Below are 22,388 nucleotides of genomic sequence, written 5' to 3'. Positions count from 1 at the left end.
TCTCAGTCACAACGGGTGCATCTCCGAATCCGCGTCAGGTGTGGCCGTTGTAGCTACTCGCTTTGTCGGTGTCACGGAAGTTTCCTAACAAGCTATGCGATTTCAGGTGTAAAACGAAAGGTCGGGCAGCTATGCCCTGCGCGCGATTACAAGTAGCTGCCCAAAAGGCTGTCGAGTTCCCCCATGCGCACGGGCTTGGGAAGCGCGCCGGTTAGTCCCAAGTCATGGGCGGCGCGGGGGCTGTGGTAATTTTGATCCGCAGACATCAAATAAATCGGCAGGTTGCGGGGCGGGTCCTCTTGCATATCGCGAATGCGCGCAGACGCCTCGATGCCCGAAAATTTAGGCATATGAATATCCATTAGAATAAGCGCAAATCTGTGGCTTTCATTGGCCAGAAGATCAAGACAGATGTCTCCATCCTCAGCTAACTCATAGCTATAGCCCAAGGCATCCATGAACTCTGCCATCATGAATTGCGTTGCGGGATCGTCTTCTACAATCAATACTTTTTTAGTCGCGGTATTCGCCGTCGGTTCGTGTGTTACGGAAGGTTTATCAAGCAATTTCTGCATCGACTTGTCGCCAATCATATAGTGTCAGTGTAAATATGCTGCCCTTGGGGCTGTTTGGGCGGACGGAAAGGGTCCCCGATAAAAGGGCGGCGACTTCCTTGCTGATCGACAGGCCAAGGCCGCTGCCTTCCGTGCGCCGTGCGACTCCGTTGTCGATTTGATAGAAACGCTTGAACAGCTCGGCCTCATGACTTTTCGAAATGCCTGGCCCCGTGTCACAGATGTCAAAGATGTCAAAGATCAAACCATTGGTGTCTTTGTCGATGTGAATATGCATGCTGACTTGGCCGCTTTCGGTGAATTTGAAAGCATTGTCCAAAAGGTTCGTCAAAATTTGTGAAACCCGCTCCAGATCAATGAACATGCTTTGAGGAATGGCGGGGTCTACGATAAGTTCTGTTGATATGTTGTTGCCAGCGCGCGCCTGAAAGCCGCTAAGCTGTGAGCGCAACTCCTCAATCGCTAGGTTTGTGCGTACTTTGGTGGGGGTGATGGTAACGACCTCTGCATCAAGGCGCGACACATCAAGCACTTTGGTGAGTTCTGCAAACAAGCGTTCTGCTGAGCGGTGGCCACTGACCGCCTGACGTTTCTGGCGTTCGGGAATGTCTGCCCGTTCGATCAATTCAAACATTCCCATGATTGCGTTCAAAGGCGTGCGGATTTCGTGGCTCATCACCGCAAGGAAGCGCGATTTGGCATCATCGGCTTTTTTCGCAGCTGCCTCAGCAGATTTTCGGTAGAGTACTTCGTCGCGCAACTGCGCGTTTTTATATTCCAACTCGTCTTGGTCACGGATGCTGGCTATGCGCGCATTGCGCAAACCGTTCGCACTTAGCAGCAAAAGCCCGCCCATAAGTGTTAAAATACCCGCAAACATAGCTCCGATTTCGGGCGTATATGTTTGTTGTGCTTGCAAGAAAGCCGCACGAGGCTTTAGCGCGACGTTCAATTCGTTACCAAGGTATTGCGCGCTGGCGGTGGCAATTTTCTTTGCCGGATTTGAGGCAAAGTCTGGTGACGCAAAGATAGGCTCCCCGCTAAGGGTCAAAGACGTGCTGACATCTGCGGGTGCCAGCTCCTTTAACCATGTTTCCACCGAAAACACGGACACAATGCCGCCCATGAATTTACCTGCATTGAACACCGGCTCAAACACCAAAAAGCCGATGCCATCATCGTTCAAAAGAGGGACTGGGTCTGTCATTGTGGTTTGTCTGCTGTCGCGGCCCGCGAACAATGCGCGGCGCCTGTCGGGGCTGATCGCAGAAATATCACGACCGTTGGCCACTATGTTTGTAATGGGCGCAGTTGATCGTGCGATAAAGTTGCTGTCGAGCCAGCTAATGGCAAGATTGCCGGGCATGTCATCTAGGTAATTTTGGGCATCATCCAAGAAAGCATCGGTGTCTAGTTGCCCCGCAAAGGCAATCCGTGATGCCATACGTTTTGCTGCCTCTTTGCGGTTTGTCAGATCAGCTTTGAGTGTTTTGGCAAAGGCATCAGCGCGGGCTTGGGTTGCGCGGATCGTTTGGTCATTGCGTTCTGCATTCAGGTAGACCCAGGTCACAGCGGCGACAACGATGGTTAATCCCATCACGCCAGCAAATGTTTTTCGTTGATTGTATTTTTGAACGTCCGCCATATTAAGCCCGCTCAGCCTTGGGCGAGTGCGACATCGCAGCGTAATCAATAAGGGCTGCAAGATCAGGAAGTGAAACCGGTTTGCGCAAAAGCCAATCCACCCCTGGCATTTCGGCCATGTGGTTGCCATGTGCAAAAACGCGTTCGCCAGTGATCATAATGATCCGGCAGTCGGGTAGGGCTGTGCGTGCGTAATGTGACACACCGATTGAGGTGCCGCGTTCCAGATGCAGGTCGAGCATAAGCAAATCATAGGGTTGATCGTGCATTGCCGCCATAGCGCTTTCGGCGTTGTCGACCGCCGTTACGGTGTGGCCTTCATCCTCAAGAAAATCACACCAAACCTGACGCAATTCCTGTGAGTCTTCGAGAACCAAAACATCCATTACTGTCACCGACCAAATAAGTTGTCAGATACACATAACGCGATTTGTATGAACGAAACCTAAACGATTTACAGAAAGTAAACATCTTGGGGGTTAAGTGGCAGCGCCGCATTCCCCGACAAGGTTCTCATATTGTGCTGTAACCCAGCCCAATGCTTGCTCTGGATTGCGCTCCTCGACTTGCCCAGTAAGCTTGCCGAACACGGCCGCCGAGCGGGAGTTGTCGATCATATCGAGGTTTTGGTTGGTCAGCACCACGTCGTAGACAAAGAACGCGACAGCCACCAAAACGATGCCGCGCAAAACGCCAAACAAAAAGCCGATGCCCTGATCAAGCCCGCCCAAAACAGATCGCTGCACAAGGGAGGAAAAAAGCGGCGTGATGATCGACATGATCACAAGGGCAAGCGCAAACACGGCTGCAAAAGCGGCAATAATGGCCAACTCACAGCTTTCACCGATAAATCCGCCGATGACGGGCAGCTCTTTGACCAATGGCTCGGCTTGTGAGGCAAAAACAGACGCCAAGATAGCAGCACCGATCCAACCTGCTATGGAAAGTGCCTCGCGGACAAAGCCACGGGAGTATGCAAGTAACGCGGAAACCACGATCACAAGCGCTACAATTCCATCAATCAGAGTGAATCCGTCCATTTACACTTGTCCTTCTTGCTGGCGTTACCTGTCGCCAAAGATTTCAGTCACGAAACTCGCTAGATCTGGCATTTGCCGCAGCGCCATACCCTGTGTCGCAGGTGGTTTTGCAGTTTGCGCCGTAATGGCCCCGCTAAAACCAAGTTTTTGGGCTTCTTTCAACCTATTTTCGGTTTGAGAGGCCGGTCTGAGCGCACCGGACAGGCTGATTTCGCCAAATATGACACTGTCTGCGGGCAATGTTGCGTCTTCCCGCGCGCTTACCAAAGCGGCGGCCACGGCCAAATCTGCGGCGGGTTCGGTCACGCGCATCCCGCCGGCCACATTGAGATACACATCGAGTCCGGTGAACGGCACACCTGCGCGCGCCTCCAGCACGGCCAAAATCATAGCAAGACGACCCCCGTCCCATCCCACGACTGTTCGGCGGGGTTGGGCATGTGGAGAAGGAGCCACGAGCGCTTGGAATTCGCACAAAACGGGCCGTGAGCCTTCTATGCCCGCAAAAACAACGGAGCCCGGTGTTGGTTTGCCCCGCTCCGATAGAAACAGGGCAGAGGGGTTTTTGACTTCGGCGAGGCCGCGGCCCGTCATTTCAAAAACACCGATCTCGTCTGCAGGGCCAAAGCGGTTCTTGACAGCGCGCAAAATCCGGAACGGGTGACCGCGCTCGCCTTCAAAATAAAGAACTGTATCTACCATGTGTTCAACAACGCGGGGCCCAGCAATTTGCCCGCCCTTAGTGACGTGGCCGACCATGATCACGGCGATGCCGTTGCGCTTGGCAAAACTGGTCAACTCATGGGCCGCTGCACGGACTTGACTGACTGATCCAGGTGCTGCCTCAACGTGATCGGCCCACATTGTCTGGATTGAATCGATGATGCACAGATCAGGTTTTTCGTCTTCGAGGGTGGTCAGAATATCGCGCAGGTTTGTCTCAGCCGCCAATAAGACAGGGCTGCTGGTAAGCTTAAGACGTTGAGCGCGCATACGGACTTGTCCTGCAGCTTCCTCGCCCGAGACATAAACAACCTTGAGGCCGTTGCGCGCAAACCTTGCCGCCGCTTGCAGCAACAGTGTTGACTTACCGATGCCTGGATCGCCGCCCACAAGCAGGGCAGAGGCCTCGACCAATCCGCCCCCCAGAACACGATCAAGTTCTTCGACGCCCGACAAGGTCCGCGCGGGCGGTGTGTCTTGTGCTGCCAGATCGGTCAGGTTCAAGGCTTTGCCACGACGCATGCCAAGGGATTTTGAGGCAGGTCCCGCGGACAGGGCCTTTTCTTCTTCAATCGAGTTCCACTCGCCACAGCTATCACACTGCCCCGACCATTTGGACGTGACGGCGGCGCATGATGTGCAGCGAAAGCTGGCTGATTTGGCCATGTTACGTCCTTTGCGAGCCCTTGCGTTTCGTTAGTGCCGCAAGCTGCGCGCGGTTGCAATGGACAGGCACAAGGAGGCGAAGATTGTGCCCGTGAAAAGATATAATCCCCAAGCCGGTTCAACCCGCCCAAAGCCCGCACCTTTTGCCAAGACAATGTAGAGCGCGATCAAGAAGACATCTGCCATCGCAAATTTACCTAACACGCCGATCAATGGCAGGGCGGTTGGTGCCATAATGCGCAACTGAACAAGCAACAGGCCTAGCGTTTTTGCGATTGGGGCGATGATCGCGAAGATAATGACAACCAAAGCAAGAAGCACATCGGTCTGCCAAAGGCTTGCAATACCCGACCAAAGTGAAATTTCGTTAAGACCAAACAGCGGCAACAGACCTGCACGCATGAGCGGAGCAAACCACGATAGGGGGAACAGGATCAGCAAAAGCGCATTTGCGGCAATCAACACCTTCATCACACTCGAAACCTCCGCCGCTGTCGATTTAGTTTATCTTTGAAGAAGTCGCCCAAGGGCTATGGTTAACAGTAGCGTATCCTGTGGGCGCGTCATAATTCGTTTAAAAATAAGCGCAGGCTAGCGAATTGCCGCAATAGGACCTTCGCTTAGTCCGTTGATAAACTGATGCACGTAAGGATCGCCTGTAGTGTCCATTTCCGTAACAGTGCCGGTCCATTTGATCGTCCCGTCGTGCAACATTGCAACGCGGTCGGCAATGGCGCGGACTGATGACATATCATGGGTGATGGTCATCGCGGTTGCGCCCATTTCCACGACAATTTCGCGGATCAAATCGTTGATCACACCTGCCATAATTGGGTCGAGACCTGTGGTGGGCTCGTCGAAGAAAATAATCTCGGGGTCGGCGGCGATGGCGCGCGCAAGCCCTACGCGCTTTTGCATGCCGCCGGACAGTTCGGCCGGAAACCGGCCTGCAACATCAGGCTTTAGGCCAACGCGTCGCAGCTTTTCAATTGCCAGCGCACGGGCCTCTTCGGTTGAGACACCCGATTGAATAAGGCGAAAAGCGATGTTTTGCCAAACCGGCATGCTGTCAAAAAGCGCGCCGCCCTGAAACAGCATTCCGAAACGCGACAGCAGCGCATCACTATCGCCGTCTTTGATGTCTTTGTCAGCCACCGTAATGGTGCCGATATCAGGTTTTACCAGCCCAAGAATACATTTCAGCGTTACAGACTTGCCTGTGCCTGAACCACCAATGATCACCATGCTTTCCCCTTTAGGGACATGAAGATCAACTCCGTTGAGTACGGCATTGTTTCCAAAAGCTTTATGAACATTTTTGAGGCGGATCATGCTGTGAAAAACGCCTCTGTTAGAATGTAGTTAGCAGCTAAGATAAGTACACTCGCCACCACCACAGCCGCTTTTGTTGCGGCACCTACACCTTGCGCGCCGCGCCCTGAAGTCATGCCGAAATAGCAGCCCATCAATGCGACAATGAACCCAAAAACCGCGCCTTTCACGAGGCCGCTCGCAATGTCCCAGAACTCCAGAAAATCAGCGGTGTTTTGTAAATACGCGGCTGCGTTAAACCCAAGCCTGCTTGTGCCAACAAGATAACCGCCCATAATCCCGATAATGTCACCGATCAGCACCAATACAGGTACAGTTAGTGTGGCGGCCAGAACCCGTGGAACAGTGAGGTATTTCATCGGGTTGGTCGACAGGGTGACCAGCGCATCAATTTGTTCGGTTACTTTCATGGTGCCGATTTCGGCGGCAATCGATGAGGCGACACGCGCCGCAACCATAAGGCCGCCCAAGACGGGTCCCAACTCGCGGACCATTCCGATGGCGACAATCGACGGTACCACGGCTTCTGCGTTAAATCGCGCGCCCCCTGCATAGATTTGTAGCGCAAGGGCCCCACCCGTAAACAGCGCCGTTAGTCCCACAACAGGCAGGCTGAAATATCCAATGGTGATGCAGGCTGAGACAAATTCACGCCAGTAAAATGGAGGGCGTGCAATGTGACCGATTGTTTGTGTAGCAAACAGGGCGACCGCGCCAATCGCGCCAATCGCGTTTAGAACAGCGCGGCCTGTGCTGCCCAAAAGTGATGTAGCGGACCGGATCACGCGTAGCGTCTTTCGTAACGATGCCCGAGCGAGGTCAGGATTTCATAGCCGATGGTGCCAGCACTGTCTGCCAGATCATCAACTGTCTGGTGCGGACACAAAATATCAAGTGCATCTGGGGTGCCGGACAGATCAGTAATATCAACGGTGATCAAATCCATTGAGACACGGCCAATAACAGGGCACATCGTGTCCCCTGCATATACTTTTGCATCGTTTCCAATAGCGCGGATCAACCCGTCCGCATAACCAGCAGAGACAGTGGCAACGCGGCGTGCTGATTTCGCGATATAGGCATTGCCATACCCAACGGCCTCGCCTTCAAGCACATCTCGCACCTGAATAATTGGTAGTGATAAATGCACCGTTGGTGTGGCATCCGCGAAAGGCAGTCCGCCGTAAAGCCCGATACCAGGGCGCACCATGTCGAAGTGAAACTTTGGCCCAAGTAACGTGCCGCCAGTAGCGGCAAGCGAAAGGGGGGCTTGCACACCGGCGGTCATCTCCAAAAAGACGTCGCATTGAAAATCGTTCATCGGGTGATCAGGCTCGTCCGCACAGGCCAGATGGCTCATCACTAAGGCGGGGCCTTGACCAAGAGCAACGTCGCGCACCGCGGCCCATTCGCCGGGCTCCATGCCAAGCCGGTTCATTCCGCTATCAAGCTGAATGCCAAAGGGCGCGGATGGCAGCGCCTCAAAGTGGCGGGTGAGTTGTTCGACACTGTTCAATAAGGGCGTCAGGTACAGATCATTGATAATATCTGTGTCGCCGCGCATGTGGCCACCAAAGACCATGATGTCGAGGCCCGGTCCAAGCGCTTGGCGCACTTTCGCGCCTTCTTGTGCAGTGGCTACGAAAAACGTCTTCGCACCCGCATTGGCGAGGGATTTTGCGACGCGGTCTGAGCCAAGCCCGTAGCCATCAGCTTTGATCACGGCTGCCGTTTGCACCCCTGATTGGGACATTGCATCCAGCGCGCGCCAGTTTTGGACGACAGCGTCCAGTGAGATCGTGAGAGTTCCTGTAGCCATAGTGAACGGGTGCCTAAGCTGACGGGTAAGGTCAAGGCCAAATAGAGACGGGCATTTACGGATGCTTAACTGCTTGCGGCTTAGGTTGCTGTCAAAGCACACCAGAACGGAGTGGCCTCATGTCGCAAATTACGCAATTCCCAAGCCAAACAACTGCCCCAATCGCGGTTCCCGCCGCAGTGCCAAACACGGAGGCGGTGAGTTCAGCAAAGCTGAGAACCAAAAAAACCATCCTTGGCAATGTGATGCAAATGTCAGCCGCGGGCGATGTTCCGCGCACGATGACAGAAGTTGCGAAAGCCTCAGGCCTGGGTCGTGCCACAGTTTACCGCCATTTTCCGGATTTGGGCGCTCTTGCTGCTGATATTGTTCGGCCCAAGCATGATGCGATGGTTGCCACGCTGCGCGCAGCAGAAGGCATTAATGATGTTTTGGTGGCGCTCTTGAAATATCGCCGCATGTTGTCGAGTGAGCGTGCGCTTTTATGCTCTGATGCGGTGCGTGGAACAGGCGCAATTGAGGCATTGAAAGAAGATGTAGCAAACGTTCTGGCTGATTTTGTGGATCAGGGTAGTGATGCTGGGGCGTTTTATGGGCGCGTGTTGGTCGATGCCCTGTGGCCGCGCGGCGAGGACACACCAGCCCTAAGTGCAGGGCTGGATGATGTTGTTGTTATTGCGCGCATTTCGGGCCTGATCACACAGATCAAAGCGGTGATCGCAAATGATCGCGCCCCAACGACTGTGATGAGCTAAGCTGCTGATTAGTATTCGCTGCCTTGGTCGCCTTGCCACGGTTTGGCAAGGTTGCCGAAGCGTGTGAATTTACCCTCGAACGACAAATGCACATCGCCAATTGGCCCGTGACGCTGTTTGCCGATAATGACATCTGCTTTGCCGTGAAGCTGTGACATTTCATCTTGCCACGCAGCCATCTTGTCTAGCTCGTGATCTGCGGGTTTCTCACGCTCTTTGTAGTATTCAGCACGGTACACAAACATCACGATATCGGCGTCTTGCTCAATTGAGCCAGATTCGCGCAGGTCCGACAACTGCGGGCGCTTATCTTCGCGGTTTTCCACTTGTCGCGACAACTGTGACAACGCGATGACCGGAATATCGAGTTCTTTAGCAATCGCTTTAAGACCCTGAGTAATTTCCGAGACTTCGTTCACGCGGCTGTCTTTTGCGGTCGCGGGCCGAAGAAGCTGCAGGTAGTCAACGATGATCACGTCCAACCCATGAGTCCGTTTCAAGCGGCGCGCCCGTGCGGCAAGCTGCGAAATGGGTAGGGCAGGTGTGTCGTCAATATAAAGCGGGCAGGCCTCAAGCGATTTGGCGGCATCTACAAAACGGCGGAATTCGCCTTCTGTCATGTCGCCCTTCCGGATCTGTTCGGATGGGATTTCAGAGGCTTCGGACAGAATTCGCGACGCTAGCTGTTCGGCGCTCATCTCAAGGCTGAAAAAGCCCACAACACCGCCATCTTCAGCGCCTTCATGTCCTTCGGGCGTGATGCCTTTGCGGTAGGCTTTGGCGATGTTGAACGCGATATTCGTGGCAAGAGATGTTTTACCCATCGACGGGCGCCCCGCCAAAATGAGTAGGTCAGATCGGTGCAAGCCGCCCAACATTTTGTCCAAATCGACCAGACCCGTGCTGATCCCCGCCATGCCACCTTCACGTTGATAGGCGGCGTTTGCGACATTCACCGCGTCAGTGACGGCTTTCAAAAACGATTGAAAACCCTGTTCGGCCTGACCTTGTTCGGCAAGTGCGTAGAGCTTTTGCTCGGCTTCGACGATTTGTTCTTTGGGCTCGCTGTCCACATCGACTTTGCCTGCTTTCGCAGCGATATCGCGGCCTACGCTGATCAACTCACGACGGATCGCCAGATCATAAATCATTTGCGCGTAGTCCCGCGCGGCAAAGCCCGCAACGGACGCGCCCGCTAGCTTGGCCAAATACGTTGCGCCGCCAAGCTCTTGTAGCCCTTCATCGTCTTCCATGAAGGATTTGAGCGTAACAGGAGACGCAAGCGCATTCTTGGTAATCCGTGCCTTTGCCGTTTCATAGATGCGTGTGTGAACGGGGTCGTAGAAATGCTCAGGATTCAGAATGGCGTCGATACGGTCAAAGATATCGTTGTTGGTCAGGATCGCACCCAACAGCTGTTGTTCAGCCTCAATCGAGTGCGGCAAAAGTCCTGCGTCCGCGCCATCGTCACCATTTTGCGCACCAACGGGGACCACTTGGCCCATGTTCGATATCTCGTTCATCATTCCCCCAACTGCTGTCGCAGCGCGTCAAACCCATTCAGATGCTGCTCTTGTAGAGCCTTCACCTCTCACCGCTTACATTTTGCCAAACCCGCATAGAGAGGGCAAATTGTATAATCCTGTGAATAACTCATCCCTAACAAAATATAGCGGCGCAAGCAATCTGCGCCGCTATATCTGTACGTGTGGTGTCGTAAGATAGCGCGAAAAAAGTCGCGCTAGACTTTGTCGGCGTTGGCCTTTTGCCATTCGCGCGGGGCGTTCAAAAATGCCTCAACTTCGGTTAAGGTGGCGGTGTCGAATGTGCCTTGGGCTTTTGCCTCGGCCAATACATCCCACCATGTGCATAGGCTGATCAGACCAACCCCATGATCGCCAAGTGTTTTTTCCGTCTCTGGGAAGATGCCGTAGTAGAAAATTACCGCAGTCCATGCACAGCTCGCGCCGGTTTCGCGGATTGCGTCGACAAAAGACAGCTTGCTGCCCCCATCGGTTGTCAGATCCTCAACCAAAAGCACGCGCTGGCCTTCGCTCATGTCGCCTTCGATTCGAGCGTTGCGCCCGTACCCTTTGGGTTTTTTGCGCACGTAGGTCATTGGAAGTGCCATGCGCTCGGCTACTAAGGCCGAGAACGGAATGCCCGCGGTTTCGCCACCGGCAATGTTATCGAATGCCTCGAAACCTGCGGTGCGCATGGTTTCGACCACCAAGAAATCCATCAACGTGCTGCGGATCCGTGGGTGGCTGATAAGTTTGCGACAATCGATGTATGTGGGGGATGGAAGCCCTGATGCCAGCTTGAACGGCTCGGCTGCGTTAAAGTGGACGGCCTTAATTTCCAGCAACATACGCGCTGTGAGACGGGCGATTTCGGTGCTGTCGGGGAAGGAAGAAGGGATCATCTATGCCTCAATATGCCAGTGGAGGGGGAAGCCCGGATCAAAGAGAGTGACGAGACCCTCGCCGGTGTTCAGTTTTTCAGGATAGCCAACGGGCGTATCGCGCTTGGTCAGCGTAATCGTCGTGTCATTTGCCGGCAGGCCGTAATGCAAAGGACCGTTGAGCGAGGCGAAAGCCTCAAGTTTATCCAGCGCGCCCGCGACTTCAAAAACATGTGCGAGGCACGACATCGTGTTTGTCGCAGAGAAAACGCCAGCGCATCCACAGGCCTGCTCTTTGTTCGGATCCGTATGGGGCGCGGAGTCCGTGCCCAAGAAGAACCGCGCATCACCGCTGGTGGCGGCCTCTACCAATGCGACGCGGTGGCTTTCGCGCTTTGCGACAGGCAAGCAGTAGTAGTGGGGTTTGATCCCGCCAACCAAGATGTGATTGCGGTTGATGATCAGGTGATGGGTTGTGATGGAGCCCGCAAGATTTACATCCGCGCTGCGCACATATTCAACGGCTGTTGAGGTTGTGATGTGCTCCATTGTGATACGCAACTGTGGTACGTCGCGGCGCAACGGTTCCAAAATGCGGTCGATGAAAACTGCTTCACGGTCAAAAATATCAATGTCCGCATCAGTGACCTCACCGTGACAGCACAGAGGCACACCAGCTTCGGCCATGGCTTCAAGAACAGGACGCACTTTATCCATATCACGCACACCGGATGCAGAGTTTGTGGTGGCGCCTGCGGGATAGAGCTTCACGCCCGTGATAAGCCCTGCTTTGTGGGCTGCAACAACATCTGCAGGATCAGTTTGTTCGGTCAAATAGAGCATCATCAGCGGATCGAACTGCATGCCTGCTGGCAAGGCGTTCATGATGCGCGCGCGATATGCGTTTGCGTCATCTGCCGTCACCACTGGCGGAACCAAGTTCGGCATAATGATCGCACGTCCGAAATGGCGGGCTGTTTCGGGCAAGACGGCTTCAAGCATTGCGCCGTCGCGCAGGTGCAGGTGCCAATCGTCGGGGCGGCGGATGGTCAATGAAGTGCTCATGCAGGCGCGATACATCAAAACCCCACCAAAGGGCCAGCAGAATTGAATAGGTCGATGCAGCAAAGCGGCTGTACGCAATCGGTGATAATACGCTTATTGCGGGCGGCATGATCTGGACCCGTGGGCCTGTGTCGGTCATTTTGGTGCTGAGTTAATGAGTTACGCGTGAGGTTGAGAATATGCTGTTAACATTTTTGCTTGGAATTGGCTGCGGACTTGCGGTGCCGCGTGTAGAGCAGCCGCTTCGGACAGCGATTGAGAAAATTAGCCTGATCAAACTGAAACTTGAGCCGGCGGAAATGGATGTGATCTCTGTACTGGTCTTGATGATTGGGGCATCGCTAATTTGCGGACTGCTCGATATCTCGTCGTCTGCGTTTTTGCTGGCGCTCGGCACGCTGATCGGCCTTTATGGGCAACGCATCGTCGCGGGATTTCGTTCGGGTGAATAATGCCGTGCGCGCATGTGCTCTGGCGCTCGTTGTTGGTGGCCTTTGTTTGGCTCCACATGATGCTAAAGCGGATCAAGGTTACGGCGCTGATGTAAACTGTGACGATCCGCAAAACCAATTGGAAATGACGTATTGCGAGGGAGAGGCCTTGGCACGTGAGGATGCGCGCCTCAACTTGGCGTATCAAGGCGCGATGGAGCGCGCACAAAACCTTGAGAGTGATGAGACAGCGCGCCTTTTGCGTCAGGCACAGCGCGCGTGGATCAAATACCGCGATCTGGCTTGCGCTTCCGAGGCGGCAACGGCCCAAGGCGGTAGTATTTCTGGACAGCTTTATCTTGGCTGCAAAACGTATTTGACCCGCCAGCGCGCCGATGATTTAGCTGTTTTTCTTGAAGTGATGTAGGTTAGGCGCATTCGGTAACTGAAACCTTTTTCTCTAAAGTGAAGTAAAATCAAAGAGGTAAGTATTAGCCCTGCGTCAGGTGCATGGCGGGATTGCGGATTTACCGGCTACTCTGCGCTGCAGCATTTGTCTAAATCTAACTCAACAGACAAACGCAGCTCACAGTAGGAATATCGAAATGGCTTTTTACACTGACACCGTCGCATCCGCTCCTCGCACTGGCTTTTTTGCCGCAATCGGTTCGTTTTTTACCTCCATCGCAGTTGCACGTGAGGCGTCTTTGAATGTGCAAGGTCGTGTGGCCAAAATGGATGAGTTGCGTGCCAAAACTGACGAAGAACTTGCCGCACTTGGCATGACACGCGACACCATCGCGCTGCATGTTTTCCGCGATCTTTACTACATCTGATTACCAACTCGTTCCCTGACTATGAGTTTTGATGGCCCTGCATTCTGTGCGGGGCCTTTCTCTTTTCAGCGGTCCCTATGAGGAACGTTAAACTTAGAGCGCGTGACCTGCTGTTAGCGCGGCGGTCGCAAGGGATCGGGCAGGGCAATGCCCTTGTCCATCAACGCGCTCAGCCTGCGGCGGGCGATCGGCATGCGGTAGTGTTGGCCGATGGCGCGGCAGAGTTTTGCAAGGCGCATGGGTTTTTCTTGCGCTTCAACGGCCAGCACTGCGCGGCGCAAGAAGGGCACATGCTTGCGGCGTAGGCGCATCAGTTTATGCAAAGATTGTCTGTTTAGTTTGCCGGTGCCCGCTTGCGCAAGCATGCGGTAGAGAACCTGCATCTCGATCAAATCAGCCTCTAGATCACTGCTCATGTGGCGCAAAGGCACCATGGTCGTGTGCGCTTTGTGAAAAAGTGACGCCTGCGCAAATTCATCCCTGACCGACGGGTCATAAAGAACAAATACATCTTCGGCGGCATCAATCATATCGGGCGCATAGCCGTAGCGGTCTTCAAAACTTAGCCGCCTGTGGGGTGCAAAGCGCTTGTCCCAGCCAGTGATGCGTGGATTAAGCGTGGCCTGCGGCTGCAAGCAGATGACAGTGGCGCCGGGAGAGGCGACGCTAAAGGCAGCGGCCGCATAACCGCACATGTCAGCGCCGTAAAAGATCACGCGGTCGTAGGCGTCAAAAAAGCCGTCGTCACTTAATTTGTCAAAAAACTCGTAAACGGCGGCATCGCGAAACCATGTATCAGCCGATGTAAGCAAGCATAGATGTGACCAACCCGCTTCGCGGACCAACTCAAAGCCAACGGGCTCACCGGACTCGTAGGTGTTGCGGATGTGCTCGACGGCTTCAAAAGTGACAAGCAACGTGGGACCATCATCGACGAACAGGGCCGCATGCTGCTGGCCCAGTTCTTCATACATCCCATATTGTCGGCCCAGCTTTCGCATCGCTTGGGTCCAGTCCTTCAGGGACAAATCGCTTAGCGGGGGACGAAAAAGGTTCGCGTCGTCCTGCATGGTGTGCTCCGGCCAGTCTTGCCCTTCGGCGAAAGGCGGTGTTGGGACACAGCTACCTGTCGAATAGGGCGAAAATGCGGAGCTACCGTGCGCTTTTTGAGAGGGTTTAGCTTGCGTTAACCGCGCCTAGAAGAACGCCTGAAGCCCCGTTTGGGCACGCCCCAAGATAAGCGCATGGATGTCGTGCGTACCTTCATAGGTGTTCACCGTTTCCAAGTTAACCATGTGGCGCATAACGGGGAACGCGTCTGAAATGCCGTTGCCCCCGTGCATGTCGCGGGCGTGGCGTGCCACATCCAAGGCTTTGCCGCAGTTGTTTCGCTTCATCATGCTGATCAATTCGGGGCTTGCGCTGCCGCCATCCATCATGCGTCCCAATTGCAACGAACCTTGCAGTCCAAGCGCGATTTCTGTTTGCATGTCAGCCAGCTTTTTCTGGAAAAGTTGTGTCTGAGCCAGTGGTTTACCGAACTGATGGCGGTCCAAACCATATTGCCGTGCTGCGTGCCAGCATGCCTCGGCAGCGCCCATCACACCCCAAGAAATGCCGTAGCGCGCGCGGTTCAAACAGCCAAACGGTCCTTTGAGACCTTCAACATTCGGCAGCAACGCATCTTCGCCCACATCGACATCGCTCATCACGATTTCACCTGTGATAGAGGCCCGAAGCGACAGCTTACCGTTAATCACAGGCGCGCTGAGCCCCTTGGTTCCCTTATCCAATACAAAGCCACGAATTTTGCCGCCGTGGGCTTCAGATTTTGCCCAAACAACAAAAACATCAGCGGCGGGGGCATTTGAAATCCACATCTTTGCACCATTAAGGCGGTAGCCTGTCGGGGTTTTTACGGCCGTGGTTTTCATCCCGGCGGGATCACTTCCTGCGTCCGGCTCGGTCAGGCCAAAACACCCGATGCTTGTGCCTGCCGCAAGGCCGGGCAGGTATTTTTGTCGCTGTTCTTCGGTTCCGTAGGCAAAAATCGGATACATCACTAAGGATGACTGCACGGACATCATGGACCGATAGCCGCTGTCGACCCGTTCAACGGCGCGTGCGATCAGTCCGTAGCTGACGTAGCCAGCACCAAGCCCGCCGTAGCTTTCAGGGATGGTCGCACCAAGAAGGCCCGCGCTGCCCATCTTCTCAAAGAGTGAACGGTCAAAGCTTTCGTCGCGGTAACTGTCCGTTACGAGCGGGGCGAGGGCGTTCTGGCTGAATGTTTCTGCCGCTTCTGCTAGCATACGCTCTTCTTCGGTCAGCTGCGCATTCAACAAAAACGGATCTGCCCAGTCAAAACGGCTAAGTTCGGGGCCGTGACCTGCGGGATGTGACTGGATTGGATCGACGGGGTGTTGCGCGTTCATTGGGGCCTCCACAGATCAGATATGTTCTTTGGCGGTAGCCTAGTGTGGCAGCCAGCGGACAGCAAGCGCAACGAATGGACCAAGAATGGGGCAAATGCTGGACAAAGAAAAAGCCCCCACGCGGTTGGCGTTGGGGGCTTTTTGATCGGTGTTGCAGTCTGTTGAACCGCAAATAAGGTCGTCGCTTATTTCGGCAAAGGTCCGATAAGCATGACCATCTGACGGCCTTCCATTTTTGGGAAGTTTTCTACTTTGCCGTGCTCTTTTGTGTCTTCTGCAACGCGCTCAAGCAATTCACGTCCAAGGTTTTGGTGCGCCATTTCGCGGCCACGGAAACGCAGCGTGATTTTTACTTTGTCGCCGTTTTCCAAAAACTTGAAAACATTACGCATTTTGACGCTGTAATCATTGGTGTCAGTATTCGGACGGAACTTGACCTCTTTGATCTCAATCGTCTTTTGTTTCTTTCGCGCTTCGGATTCACGTTTTTGCAGCTCGTATTTATACTTGCCGAAATCCATAATCTTGCAGACGGGTGGGTTCGCGTTTGGCGAAATCTCAACCAGATCGAGACCAGCTTCTTCGGCCAATGCCATGGCTTTCGCGGGTGAAACAACGCCGCCGTTTTCACCATCAGCGCCAATCAGGCGAATTTCGAGTGCTTTGATGCGGTCATTGACGCGGGGGCCGGTGTCGCGCTGTGGAGGCGCATTATGTGGTCTGCGGGCTATGGGTTCATTCCTTAAATGGTTGGTCGTAATTTCTAGTTGCGCAAACTAGGCGTTAAAGTCGCGCGCTTCAAGCGGCAAATGCGTGTTTGCAAAGGGTGTTTAGCGTATTTCCGGCTGTTGTGGCGTTTTGTGGCTTGTGTCCTTTTCAAGCTGGCGTGAGCGTGTGATATGTGGAGCACTGCTCTGCGGAGTTAACGAGTGTTTTGTGAATGGGGACGTGACGCAAATGAATAAATTAGTATTGGGTGCCGGCGCGGTGGTGATTGCGGTGGCGGGCTATGTTTGGGTGTCTGGCTCAAACGTGGAAGAGGTTGCGGATAGTGCGACTGGCGCTGCTGAGACTGCTGTTGAAACCACAACCGAAACCGTAAGCGAGGGCGCAACAGCTGCCACTGAAACGGTAACTTCTGCAACAGACAGTGCGACCGCTGCGGTTGAAAGTGTTGTTGAGGAAGCCAAAACGGCTGTGGATGATGCTGTGGACACGGCAAAAGCCAAAGCAGAAGAGGCCGTTGAAGCTGCAAAAGAAGCTGCGGAAAATGCGGTGTCCGATGCGTTGGGGCTTGCGGGTGACGGTACAGATGCGGCGGCTGATCTGACCGAAGCAGCGACTGACGCTGTTTCTGGTGCAGTGACAGACGCAACCGAAGGTGCTGCAAATCTTTTGGAAGGCGCGACCGAGGCCGCGTCTGACGCGAGCAACACCGTGGCGGATGTGGCTGCAGAATCCGTGGATGCAGTTTCTGACACGGCCACTGATGTTGTAGAGGGCACAGAGGACGCGGTGTCGCAAACTGTGGAAGAGACCAGTGAAGCGGTAGAGACAGCAACTGACGCGGCTCCTGAAACGATCGCCGAGGCAAGCCCGACTGCAGAAGTTGATCCTGTCGGACTGGGTGATCTGCTAACGGCTGAAGGGCTGAATACGGACGCGGCGCTGCAACTTGTTGAGGGTTCAGAGATTTCTGGATTTGCGAAAACAGCGTTGAAAACTCTGATTGAGCAGGCGGAGAATAATCCTGAAATGGCCAACCAAGTTATCGATGCCATCAAAGCGCAGATCGGTGGATAGGCTGTTTTGATTGGTGAAATAGAAAAGGCCGCAGAACTCTGCGGCCTTTTTTAACAATGACTTACTGATAGTTTTTAATGTTGATCAGCCAACAAACGCTTTTTCGACCACGTAGTGTTTCGGATCAGAATTAGCACCTTCCTCAAGCCCGTGGCTTTCGAGGATTTCTTTGATATCCACATTAAGCCCCATAGACCCACATACCATGGCGCGGTCCGTTTCGGCCGACAGACCATCTTCAATGCCGAGGTCTTTGAAAACCGTCCCGTCCTTCAAAAGGTCGGTGATGCGGCCCATCTTTGGGCTCTGCTCACGGGTTGTGGTTGGGTAGTAAACCAGCTTGGCAAGGTTCTCTTCACCAATCAACTCGACCAGTAGCTCGTCTGTTTTGATGCTCTCAATCAGATCTGCGCCATAGGTAAGCTCGGCTACATCGCGGCAGGTGTGCGTGACGATGACTTGGTCATACAGCTCATACGTCTCCGGATCGCGCAGCAAAGATGCGAAAGGCGCAAAGCCTGTCCCTGTTGAAAAGAACCAAAGACGCTTACCTGGCAGCAGGGCGTCGTGAACGAGCGTACCTACAGGTTTGGGGCGCAAAATGATTTCATCGCCTACCTGAACGTGCTGAAGTTTCGACGTCAGTGGTCCGTCCTGAACTTTGATCGAGTAGAACTCCAACTCCTCGTCCCAGCTGGGTGATGCGATGGAGTAAGCACGCAAGAGCGGGCGCTGTTTGCCGGTTTTTGGGTCCGGATCGCCCATCAAGCCGATCATGACAAACTCGCCAGAGCGGAACCGAAGCGACGCAGGGCGTGTGACACGGAACGAAAACAGCCGGTCGGTGTAATGCTTAACGGCTGTCACGACTTGCGCGTCGGGAAGGGTTGGTGTGGCCTTTGCGGCGGGTGCGTCGGTCATGGGTGTTTGATCATTCATAAGTGTCATTGCGCGGGTCATGCCCACGCGTCCTGTCATAGTCGTTGATTTGGATCAGTTAAAGGCGCTGTTTAGCCGCGTAGGCGGGCTTGGTAGTCGTGCTCGGTCCAATTTGCGCGAAAAAGCCACTCTGCTTCGGGTTGGCGGGCGGCGAGGGCGTCATCAATTTCGACCTCGTCAAAACCAACGCGGCGGGCCATGGCGTATTGATCCGAGATCACATGACCTTTGGCGCGCAAATGACCTTTGTAGCCCATCCGGCGCAATTCGGCGGCAATGGAAAAGCCACGCCCGTCCGCAAAACTGGGAAAGTCTACGCGGATTAGGCTTAGCCCCTCAAGACGCGCGCGCAGGTCTTCTGGCTCTGCGTCTGACGGCAGGTCGACGCCCGCGCAATCATTTGCTGGCAGGCTATCGAGGGTGCAAAATCCGCCGTCCCAGTCGTCTGCGGCAAAGCCGCTATCGGTTACAATTACTGTCATAATATCCGGTCCTTATGCCGCTGATGCTTTGCTGTCGGGATAAAGCGCCGCTTTGAACGGCCCCATGCCAACACGGCGGTATGTTTGTAAAAATGTCTCTGCTTTTTCGCTGCGCACATCGAGGTATGTCTCGATGATCCGCTCGATTGCTGGCACCAGCGCCTCGGCGCTAAAGCCCGGACCTGCGCGCTCACCAATGGCCGCATCTTCGGACCCGTCACCACCCAAGGTGATCTGGTAGTTTTCGACGCCGGCGCGGTCTAAACCCAGAATGCCGATATGGCCCACGTGGTGGTGACCACAGGCGTTGATGCAGCCAGAGATTTTGATCTTTAGCGCACCAATTTCATGCTCAAGCTTCAACTCGTCAAAACGCTCAGCAATTTCTTGCGCGACAGGGATCGAACGCGCAGTAGCTAGCGCGCAATAATCCATGCCGGGGCACGCGATGATGTCACTGATCAGGCCAATGTTTGCTGTCGCCAAATCTGCCTCACGCAAGGCCGCATAGAGGGCGGGCAGGTCTGATTGGCGCACGTGGGGCAGGATAACATTCTGCTCATGGCTGATGCGCAACTCGTCATGGCCATAAGTTTCTGCCAACTCTGCCATGACGCGCATCTGATCCGCGGATGCGTCACCCGGTGTCGCGCCGTGCTTTTTCAAACTGATCGAGACAATTGCGTAGCTGTCGTTTTTGTGCGCGGTGATATTTGTGTCCAACCAGCTTGCGTAAGCGGGGTTGGCCAGACGCATGGCTGTGTGCGCGTCAACGGGCGCATTGCGATAAGCTGGCGCGCCGAAGTTTTGTTGAATTTGTGCAAATAGATCGCGATCAACACCTTTGAACGTAGGTTTGATTTGTTCGAAACGTGTAAGGACGCGTGCACGGATATCATCGATACCATGCTCGTGAACTGTGATTTTGATGCGTGATTTATATTTATTATCGCGGCGTCCAAGACGGTTCCAAACATTGACCGTGGCTTCAACAAACGGCAGCAAATCCGCCTTTGGCAAAAATTCTGCAAGTGTTTTGCCAATCATCGGGGTGCGGCCCAAGCCGCCGCCAACAATAATTTTGTAGCCGATTTCGCCATCTTTTTCGACGATCTGAATGCCAATATCATGGGCGCGAATGACAGCGCGGTCCGCTGAAGAGCCCGTCACTGCAAGCTTGAACTTACGCGGCAAAAACTGAAATTCGGGGTGATCTGTTGACCACTGACGCAGCAGTTCCGCTGTTGGGCGCGGATCTTCTATCTCATCCGCCGCAGCGCCTGCAAAGTGGTCTGCGGTAACGTTACGAATGGTGTTGCCGCTTGTTTGTAGTGCGTGCATCTCCACCTCGGCCAAACGGTCAAGGATGTCAGGAACGTCCTTCAGTTTTGGCCAATTGTACTGGATATTTTGGCGTGTAGTGAAGTGACCATACCCTTTGTCGAACGTGTCGGCGATCATCGCAAGTTGGCGCATTTGGGCACCGTTTAGCGTACCGTAGGGAATCGCAACGCGCAGCATGTAGGCGTGAAGTTGCAGGTAGAGACCGTTCATAAGGCGAAGTGGTTTGAACTCATCCTCTGTGAGGGCGCCAGAAATACGGCGTTCAACCTGTGCGCGAAACTGGGCATTCCGTTCTGCGACGAAAGCCGCGTCAAAATCGTTGTACTGATACATTATGACAACTCCACTTGCTTGCCGTGTGCGTAATTGGATGGGCCGCGTGTGCGGAATTCTTCTCGGAAATGAGTTGGGGCAGGGCCATCGTCCGTAATGGCAACATCCGCGAGGTACACACCCACCGCGACTGCGGGCTGGCTGCTTGCGGTCAAAAGCTGTTCTTGCGCAACGGCTTCATCTTCAAACACTTCGGCGCTTGATAATGTGCGAACCCAAGTGCCTTCAGGTGACCAATAGATGACATCGCCTTCCAGAAGCGCGTTGGCGGTAATAACTTTTGGGGTGAAGCTGCGGCTCATTGGGCCACCTCCTGTATGGAAATATCTTGTGCCACTTGCAAAGCGGCGCGTGGTGCGAGGCCAAGCAACATAAGCGCGGGGCCTGTTAAGTTGGCTGTCTCAAGGTCATCGGAAAGCGTCCCGAGGCTGCAGGTCAGTGTGCGTTGTTCCACGCGGCTGACGTTCTCGACGACGGTGATGGGCGTTTCAGGGTGCGCGCCATGCATCAAAAGGCGGCCCTGCACGAACCGCGCGGCGCGTTTGCCCATATAGATCGCGGCAACTTCGCCTGCACGTGACAACGCACGCCAATCGTGATCCGCATAACCTTTCATGTCGTGACCTGTGATGAATCGCACGGACCCATTTCGATCACGCTTGGTCAAGCTTTGGCCGATGCCAGCAACGGCAGCAGACGCGGCCGTAATACCGGGCACGATACGCCAAGACACGTCCGAAGCGTCACACGCGTCAATTTCTTCGTCCAGCCGCCCAAAAACTGTCGGATCACCGGACTTGAGGCGTACAACTTGGTGACCGTCCTTGGCGTGGCTGATAATAAGTTCGTTGATTTCAGATTGGCTCATCGCCTTGCCGAAACCTTCTTTTCCGGCGTCAATCATAACCGCTTCACGGCGTGCGAGCTCAAGAATTTCTGCGCTTACGAGGCGGTCATAAATCACGACGTCCGCTTTATCCAAAGCCTTGCGCGCTTTGAGCGTCAGCAGATCAGGATCGCCAGGACCAGCGCCGACAAGGTCAACATGACCCGCTTTTTCGCGCGTATCCGTCAGGTAGGTGTCTAGTAGATTGTTAAGTGCCGGCTGAACACCGCTTTCACCATATTCTTCAATGGCTTGAGGGCCTTTATTGAAGTAATACTCAGACCAGAAATCGCGCCGTTTACGACCCATCGGAAGTGCCTCAACAGCGCTGCGGAAAGACTTACCGATCCGCGCAAGCACACCCAAAGACGCAGGGAGTTTTGCTTCCAGATCCGCTTTGATCGCGCGGGCCAAAACCGGTGCTGCGCCTTCGGTACCGATGGCGATGGTAACCGGATCACGGTCAACGATCGCCGGTGTGATGAATTGGCTGCCATGTAAATTATCGACCATATTGACCCGCGCTCCATCGCGGTGGGCAAGTGCGGCCACCCGCGCATCTTCGGCGTCGTCACCGTTTGCCGCGTAAAACAGGACCGCGCACATGGCGTCTCCGGGCTCCATCGCGCGGCTGATTAATGTCAGTCGCCCTTCTTGGGCCCAAGCGCAGATTTCTGGTGCGGCGTCTTCTGCCACGACTGTTAAATTGGCCTCTGTTTTCAGCAATAATCGCAGCTTGGCTAGGGCTTCTTCACCGCCACCGGACAAGACAATCCGACGGCCTTCGACGGCGACGAATATGGGGAAATGCTTCATGGGGCGATGCTCCAGCTACTCAACTACCTCCCAATATAGTATATTTTCCCACTATTTTGC

General features: G+C 54.3%; 25 protein-coding genes. 5 read left to right on the top strand and 20 right to left on the bottom strand.

Features of this window, described 5'->3' with window-relative positions:
- Positions 1–146: 146 nt before the first annotated feature.
- From OLX08_RS03120 to alr, 9 genes are all read right to left on the bottom strand, one after another.
- The gene (locus OLX08_RS03120; RefSeq protein ID WP_391482441.1) at positions 147–593 is read right to left on the bottom strand and encodes a response regulator; all 447 of its coding nucleotides are present in this window, start codon (positions 591–593) and stop codon (positions 147–149) included.
- Positions 559–2,220 (bottom strand): ATP-binding protein, encoded by a 1,662-nt coding sequence (locus tag OLX08_RS03115; protein ID WP_391482439.1) that lies wholly within the window; start codon positions 2,218–2,220, stop codon positions 559–561. Before OLX08_RS03115 ends, OLX08_RS03120 begins: the two co-directional genes overlap by 35 nt.
- 1 nt (position 2,221) lies before the next feature.
- Complete coding sequence (locus tag OLX08_RS03110) at positions 2,222–2,605, bottom strand: response regulator (RefSeq protein WP_391482438.1); 384 nt, start codon at positions 2,603–2,605, stop codon at positions 2,222–2,224.
- 93 nt (positions 2,606–2,698) lie between these two features.
- Positions 2,699–3,259 (bottom strand): CvpA family protein, encoded by a 561-nt coding sequence (locus OLX08_RS03105; protein WP_391482436.1) that lies wholly within the window; start codon positions 3,257–3,259, stop codon positions 2,699–2,701.
- 24 nt (positions 3,260–3,283) lie between these two features.
- Complete coding sequence (gene radA / locus OLX08_RS03100) at positions 3,284–4,648, bottom strand: DNA repair protein RadA (RefSeq protein ID WP_391482435.1); 1,365 nt, start codon at positions 4,646–4,648, stop codon at positions 3,284–3,286.
- Between the two features lie 30 nt (positions 4,649–4,678).
- A complete protein-coding gene (locus OLX08_RS03095) occupies positions 4,679–5,119 on the bottom strand; it encodes a paraquat-inducible protein A (RefSeq protein ID WP_391482433.1) in 441 nt (146 codons plus the stop codon).
- Between the two features lie 120 nt (positions 5,120–5,239).
- Positions 5,240–5,980 (bottom strand): ABC transporter ATP-binding protein, encoded by a 741-nt coding sequence (locus tag OLX08_RS03090; protein WP_391482431.1) that lies wholly within the window; start codon positions 5,978–5,980, stop codon positions 5,240–5,242.
- On the bottom strand, positions 5,977–6,741 hold the full coding sequence (locus OLX08_RS03085) for an MlaE family ABC transporter permease (protein ID WP_391483163.1): 765 nt from the start codon (positions 6,739–6,741) through the stop codon (positions 5,977–5,979). Before OLX08_RS03085 ends, OLX08_RS03090 begins: the two co-directional genes overlap by 4 nt.
- 20 nt (positions 6,742–6,761) lie before the next feature.
- The gene (gene alr, locus OLX08_RS03080; RefSeq protein ID WP_391482429.1) at positions 6,762–7,799 is read right to left on the bottom strand and encodes an alanine racemase; all 1,038 of its coding nucleotides are present in this window, start codon (positions 7,797–7,799) and stop codon (positions 6,762–6,764) included.
- Positions 7,800–7,918: 119 nt separating this feature from the next.
- Here alr and OLX08_RS03075 point away from each other — a divergent pair, with 119 nt between their 5' ends.
- Positions 7,919–8,554, top strand: a complete 636-nt coding sequence (locus OLX08_RS03075; RefSeq protein WP_391482428.1) for a TetR/AcrR family transcriptional regulator — start codon at positions 7,919–7,921, stop codon at positions 8,552–8,554.
- Between the two features lie 8 nt (positions 8,555–8,562).
- Here the strand turns inward: OLX08_RS03075 and OLX08_RS03070 are convergent, their stop codons facing one another.
- The 3 genes from OLX08_RS03070 to pyrC form a co-directional block, all read right to left on the bottom strand.
- Positions 8,563–10,077, bottom strand: coding sequence for a replicative DNA helicase (locus tag OLX08_RS03070; RefSeq protein WP_391482426.1), 1,515 nt, complete (start codon positions 10,075–10,077; stop codon positions 8,563–8,565).
- Positions 10,078–10,295: 218 nt separating this feature from the next.
- Positions 10,296–10,979 carry an orotate phosphoribosyltransferase gene (locus tag OLX08_RS03065; RefSeq protein ID WP_391482424.1) on the bottom strand — a complete coding sequence of 228 codons (684 nt, stop codon included), beginning with the start codon at positions 10,977–10,979 and terminating at the stop codon, positions 10,296–10,298.
- Positions 10,980–12,023 (bottom strand): dihydroorotase, encoded by a 1,044-nt coding sequence (gene pyrC, locus OLX08_RS03060; RefSeq protein WP_391482422.1) that lies wholly within the window; start codon positions 12,021–12,023, stop codon positions 10,980–10,982.
- Between the two features lie 179 nt (positions 12,024–12,202).
- On the opposite strand from pyrC, the gene OLX08_RS03055 reads away from it, so the two are divergent.
- The 3 genes from OLX08_RS03055 to OLX08_RS03045 all read left to right on the top strand — a co-directional run bounded on the left by OLX08_RS03055 (position 12,203) and on the right by OLX08_RS03045 (position 13,290).
- Complete coding sequence (locus OLX08_RS03055) at positions 12,203–12,475, top strand: hypothetical protein (RefSeq protein ID WP_391482421.1); 273 nt, start codon at positions 12,203–12,205, stop codon at positions 12,473–12,475.
- On the top strand, positions 12,435–12,881 hold the full coding sequence (locus tag OLX08_RS03050) for a lysozyme inhibitor LprI family protein (RefSeq protein WP_391482420.1): 447 nt from the start codon (positions 12,435–12,437) through the stop codon (positions 12,879–12,881). Before OLX08_RS03055 ends, OLX08_RS03050 begins: the two co-directional genes overlap by 41 nt.
- 178 nt (positions 12,882–13,059) lie before the next feature.
- Positions 13,060–13,290, top strand: a complete 231-nt coding sequence (locus OLX08_RS03045; RefSeq protein WP_048597998.1) for a hypothetical protein — start codon at positions 13,060–13,062, stop codon at positions 13,288–13,290.
- A 113-nt stretch (positions 13,291–13,403) separates the two neighbouring features.
- On the opposite strand, the gene OLX08_RS03040 is transcribed toward OLX08_RS03045, so the two are convergent.
- The 3 genes from OLX08_RS03040 to infC form a co-directional block, all read right to left on the bottom strand.
- Positions 13,404–14,360 (bottom strand): phosphoadenosine phosphosulfate reductase, encoded by a 957-nt coding sequence (locus tag OLX08_RS03040; protein ID WP_391482418.1) that lies wholly within the window; start codon positions 14,358–14,360, stop codon positions 13,404–13,406.
- Between the two features lie 126 nt (positions 14,361–14,486).
- On the bottom strand, positions 14,487–15,725 hold the full coding sequence (locus OLX08_RS03035; protein ID WP_391482416.1) for an acyl-CoA dehydrogenase: 1,239 nt from the start codon (positions 15,723–15,725) through the stop codon (positions 14,487–14,489).
- Positions 15,726–15,910: 185 nt separating this feature from the next.
- Entirely contained in the window at positions 15,911–16,456 is a 546-nt protein-coding gene (gene infC, locus OLX08_RS03030) for a translation initiation factor IF-3 (protein ID WP_391483162.1), read from the bottom strand.
- A 226-nt stretch (positions 16,457–16,682) separates the two neighbouring features.
- On the opposite strand from infC, the gene OLX08_RS03025 reads away from it, so the two are divergent.
- Positions 16,683–17,528 (top strand): hypothetical protein, encoded by an 846-nt coding sequence (locus OLX08_RS03025; protein WP_391482415.1) that lies wholly within the window; start codon positions 16,683–16,685, stop codon positions 17,526–17,528.
- A gap of 84 nt (positions 17,529–17,612) precedes the next feature.
- Here the strand turns inward: OLX08_RS03025 and OLX08_RS03020 are convergent, their stop codons facing one another.
- The 5 genes from OLX08_RS03020 to cysG all read right to left on the bottom strand — a co-directional run bounded on the left by OLX08_RS03020 (position 17,613) and on the right by cysG (position 22,328).
- The gene (locus tag OLX08_RS03020; protein WP_370726274.1) at positions 17,613–18,476 is read right to left on the bottom strand and encodes a ferredoxin--NADP reductase; all 864 of its coding nucleotides are present in this window, start codon (positions 18,474–18,476) and stop codon (positions 17,613–17,615) included.
- A gap of 62 nt (positions 18,477–18,538) precedes the next feature.
- The gene (locus tag OLX08_RS03015) at positions 18,539–18,949 is read right to left on the bottom strand and encodes a DUF934 domain-containing protein (protein WP_391482413.1); all 411 of its coding nucleotides are present in this window, start codon (positions 18,947–18,949) and stop codon (positions 18,539–18,541) included.
- Positions 18,950–18,961: 12 nt separating this feature from the next.
- Positions 18,962–20,626, bottom strand: coding sequence for a nitrite/sulfite reductase (locus tag OLX08_RS03010; protein WP_391482411.1), 1,665 nt, complete (start codon positions 20,624–20,626; stop codon positions 18,962–18,964).
- Positions 20,626–20,928, bottom strand: a complete 303-nt coding sequence (locus tag OLX08_RS03005; RefSeq protein WP_341247050.1) for a DUF2849 domain-containing protein — start codon at positions 20,926–20,928, stop codon at positions 20,626–20,628. The genes OLX08_RS03010 and OLX08_RS03005 overlap by 1 nt, the downstream gene beginning before the upstream one ends.
- Positions 20,925–22,328, bottom strand: a complete 1,404-nt coding sequence (gene cysG, locus OLX08_RS03000; RefSeq protein ID WP_391482408.1) for a siroheme synthase CysG — start codon at positions 22,326–22,328, stop codon at positions 20,925–20,927. The genes OLX08_RS03005 and cysG overlap by 4 nt, the downstream gene beginning before the upstream one ends.
- Positions 22,329–22,388: the final 60 nt, after the last annotated feature.

The sequence above is a fragment of the Nereida ignava genome (assembly GCF_047114695.1).
GTDB classification, from domain to species: Bacteria; Pseudomonadota; Alphaproteobacteria; order Rhodobacterales; family Rhodobacteraceae; genus Nereida; species Nereida ignava.
The sequence above is the reverse complement of the archived record's forward strand: the minus strand, read 5'-3'. Positions and strand labels throughout refer to the sequence as shown.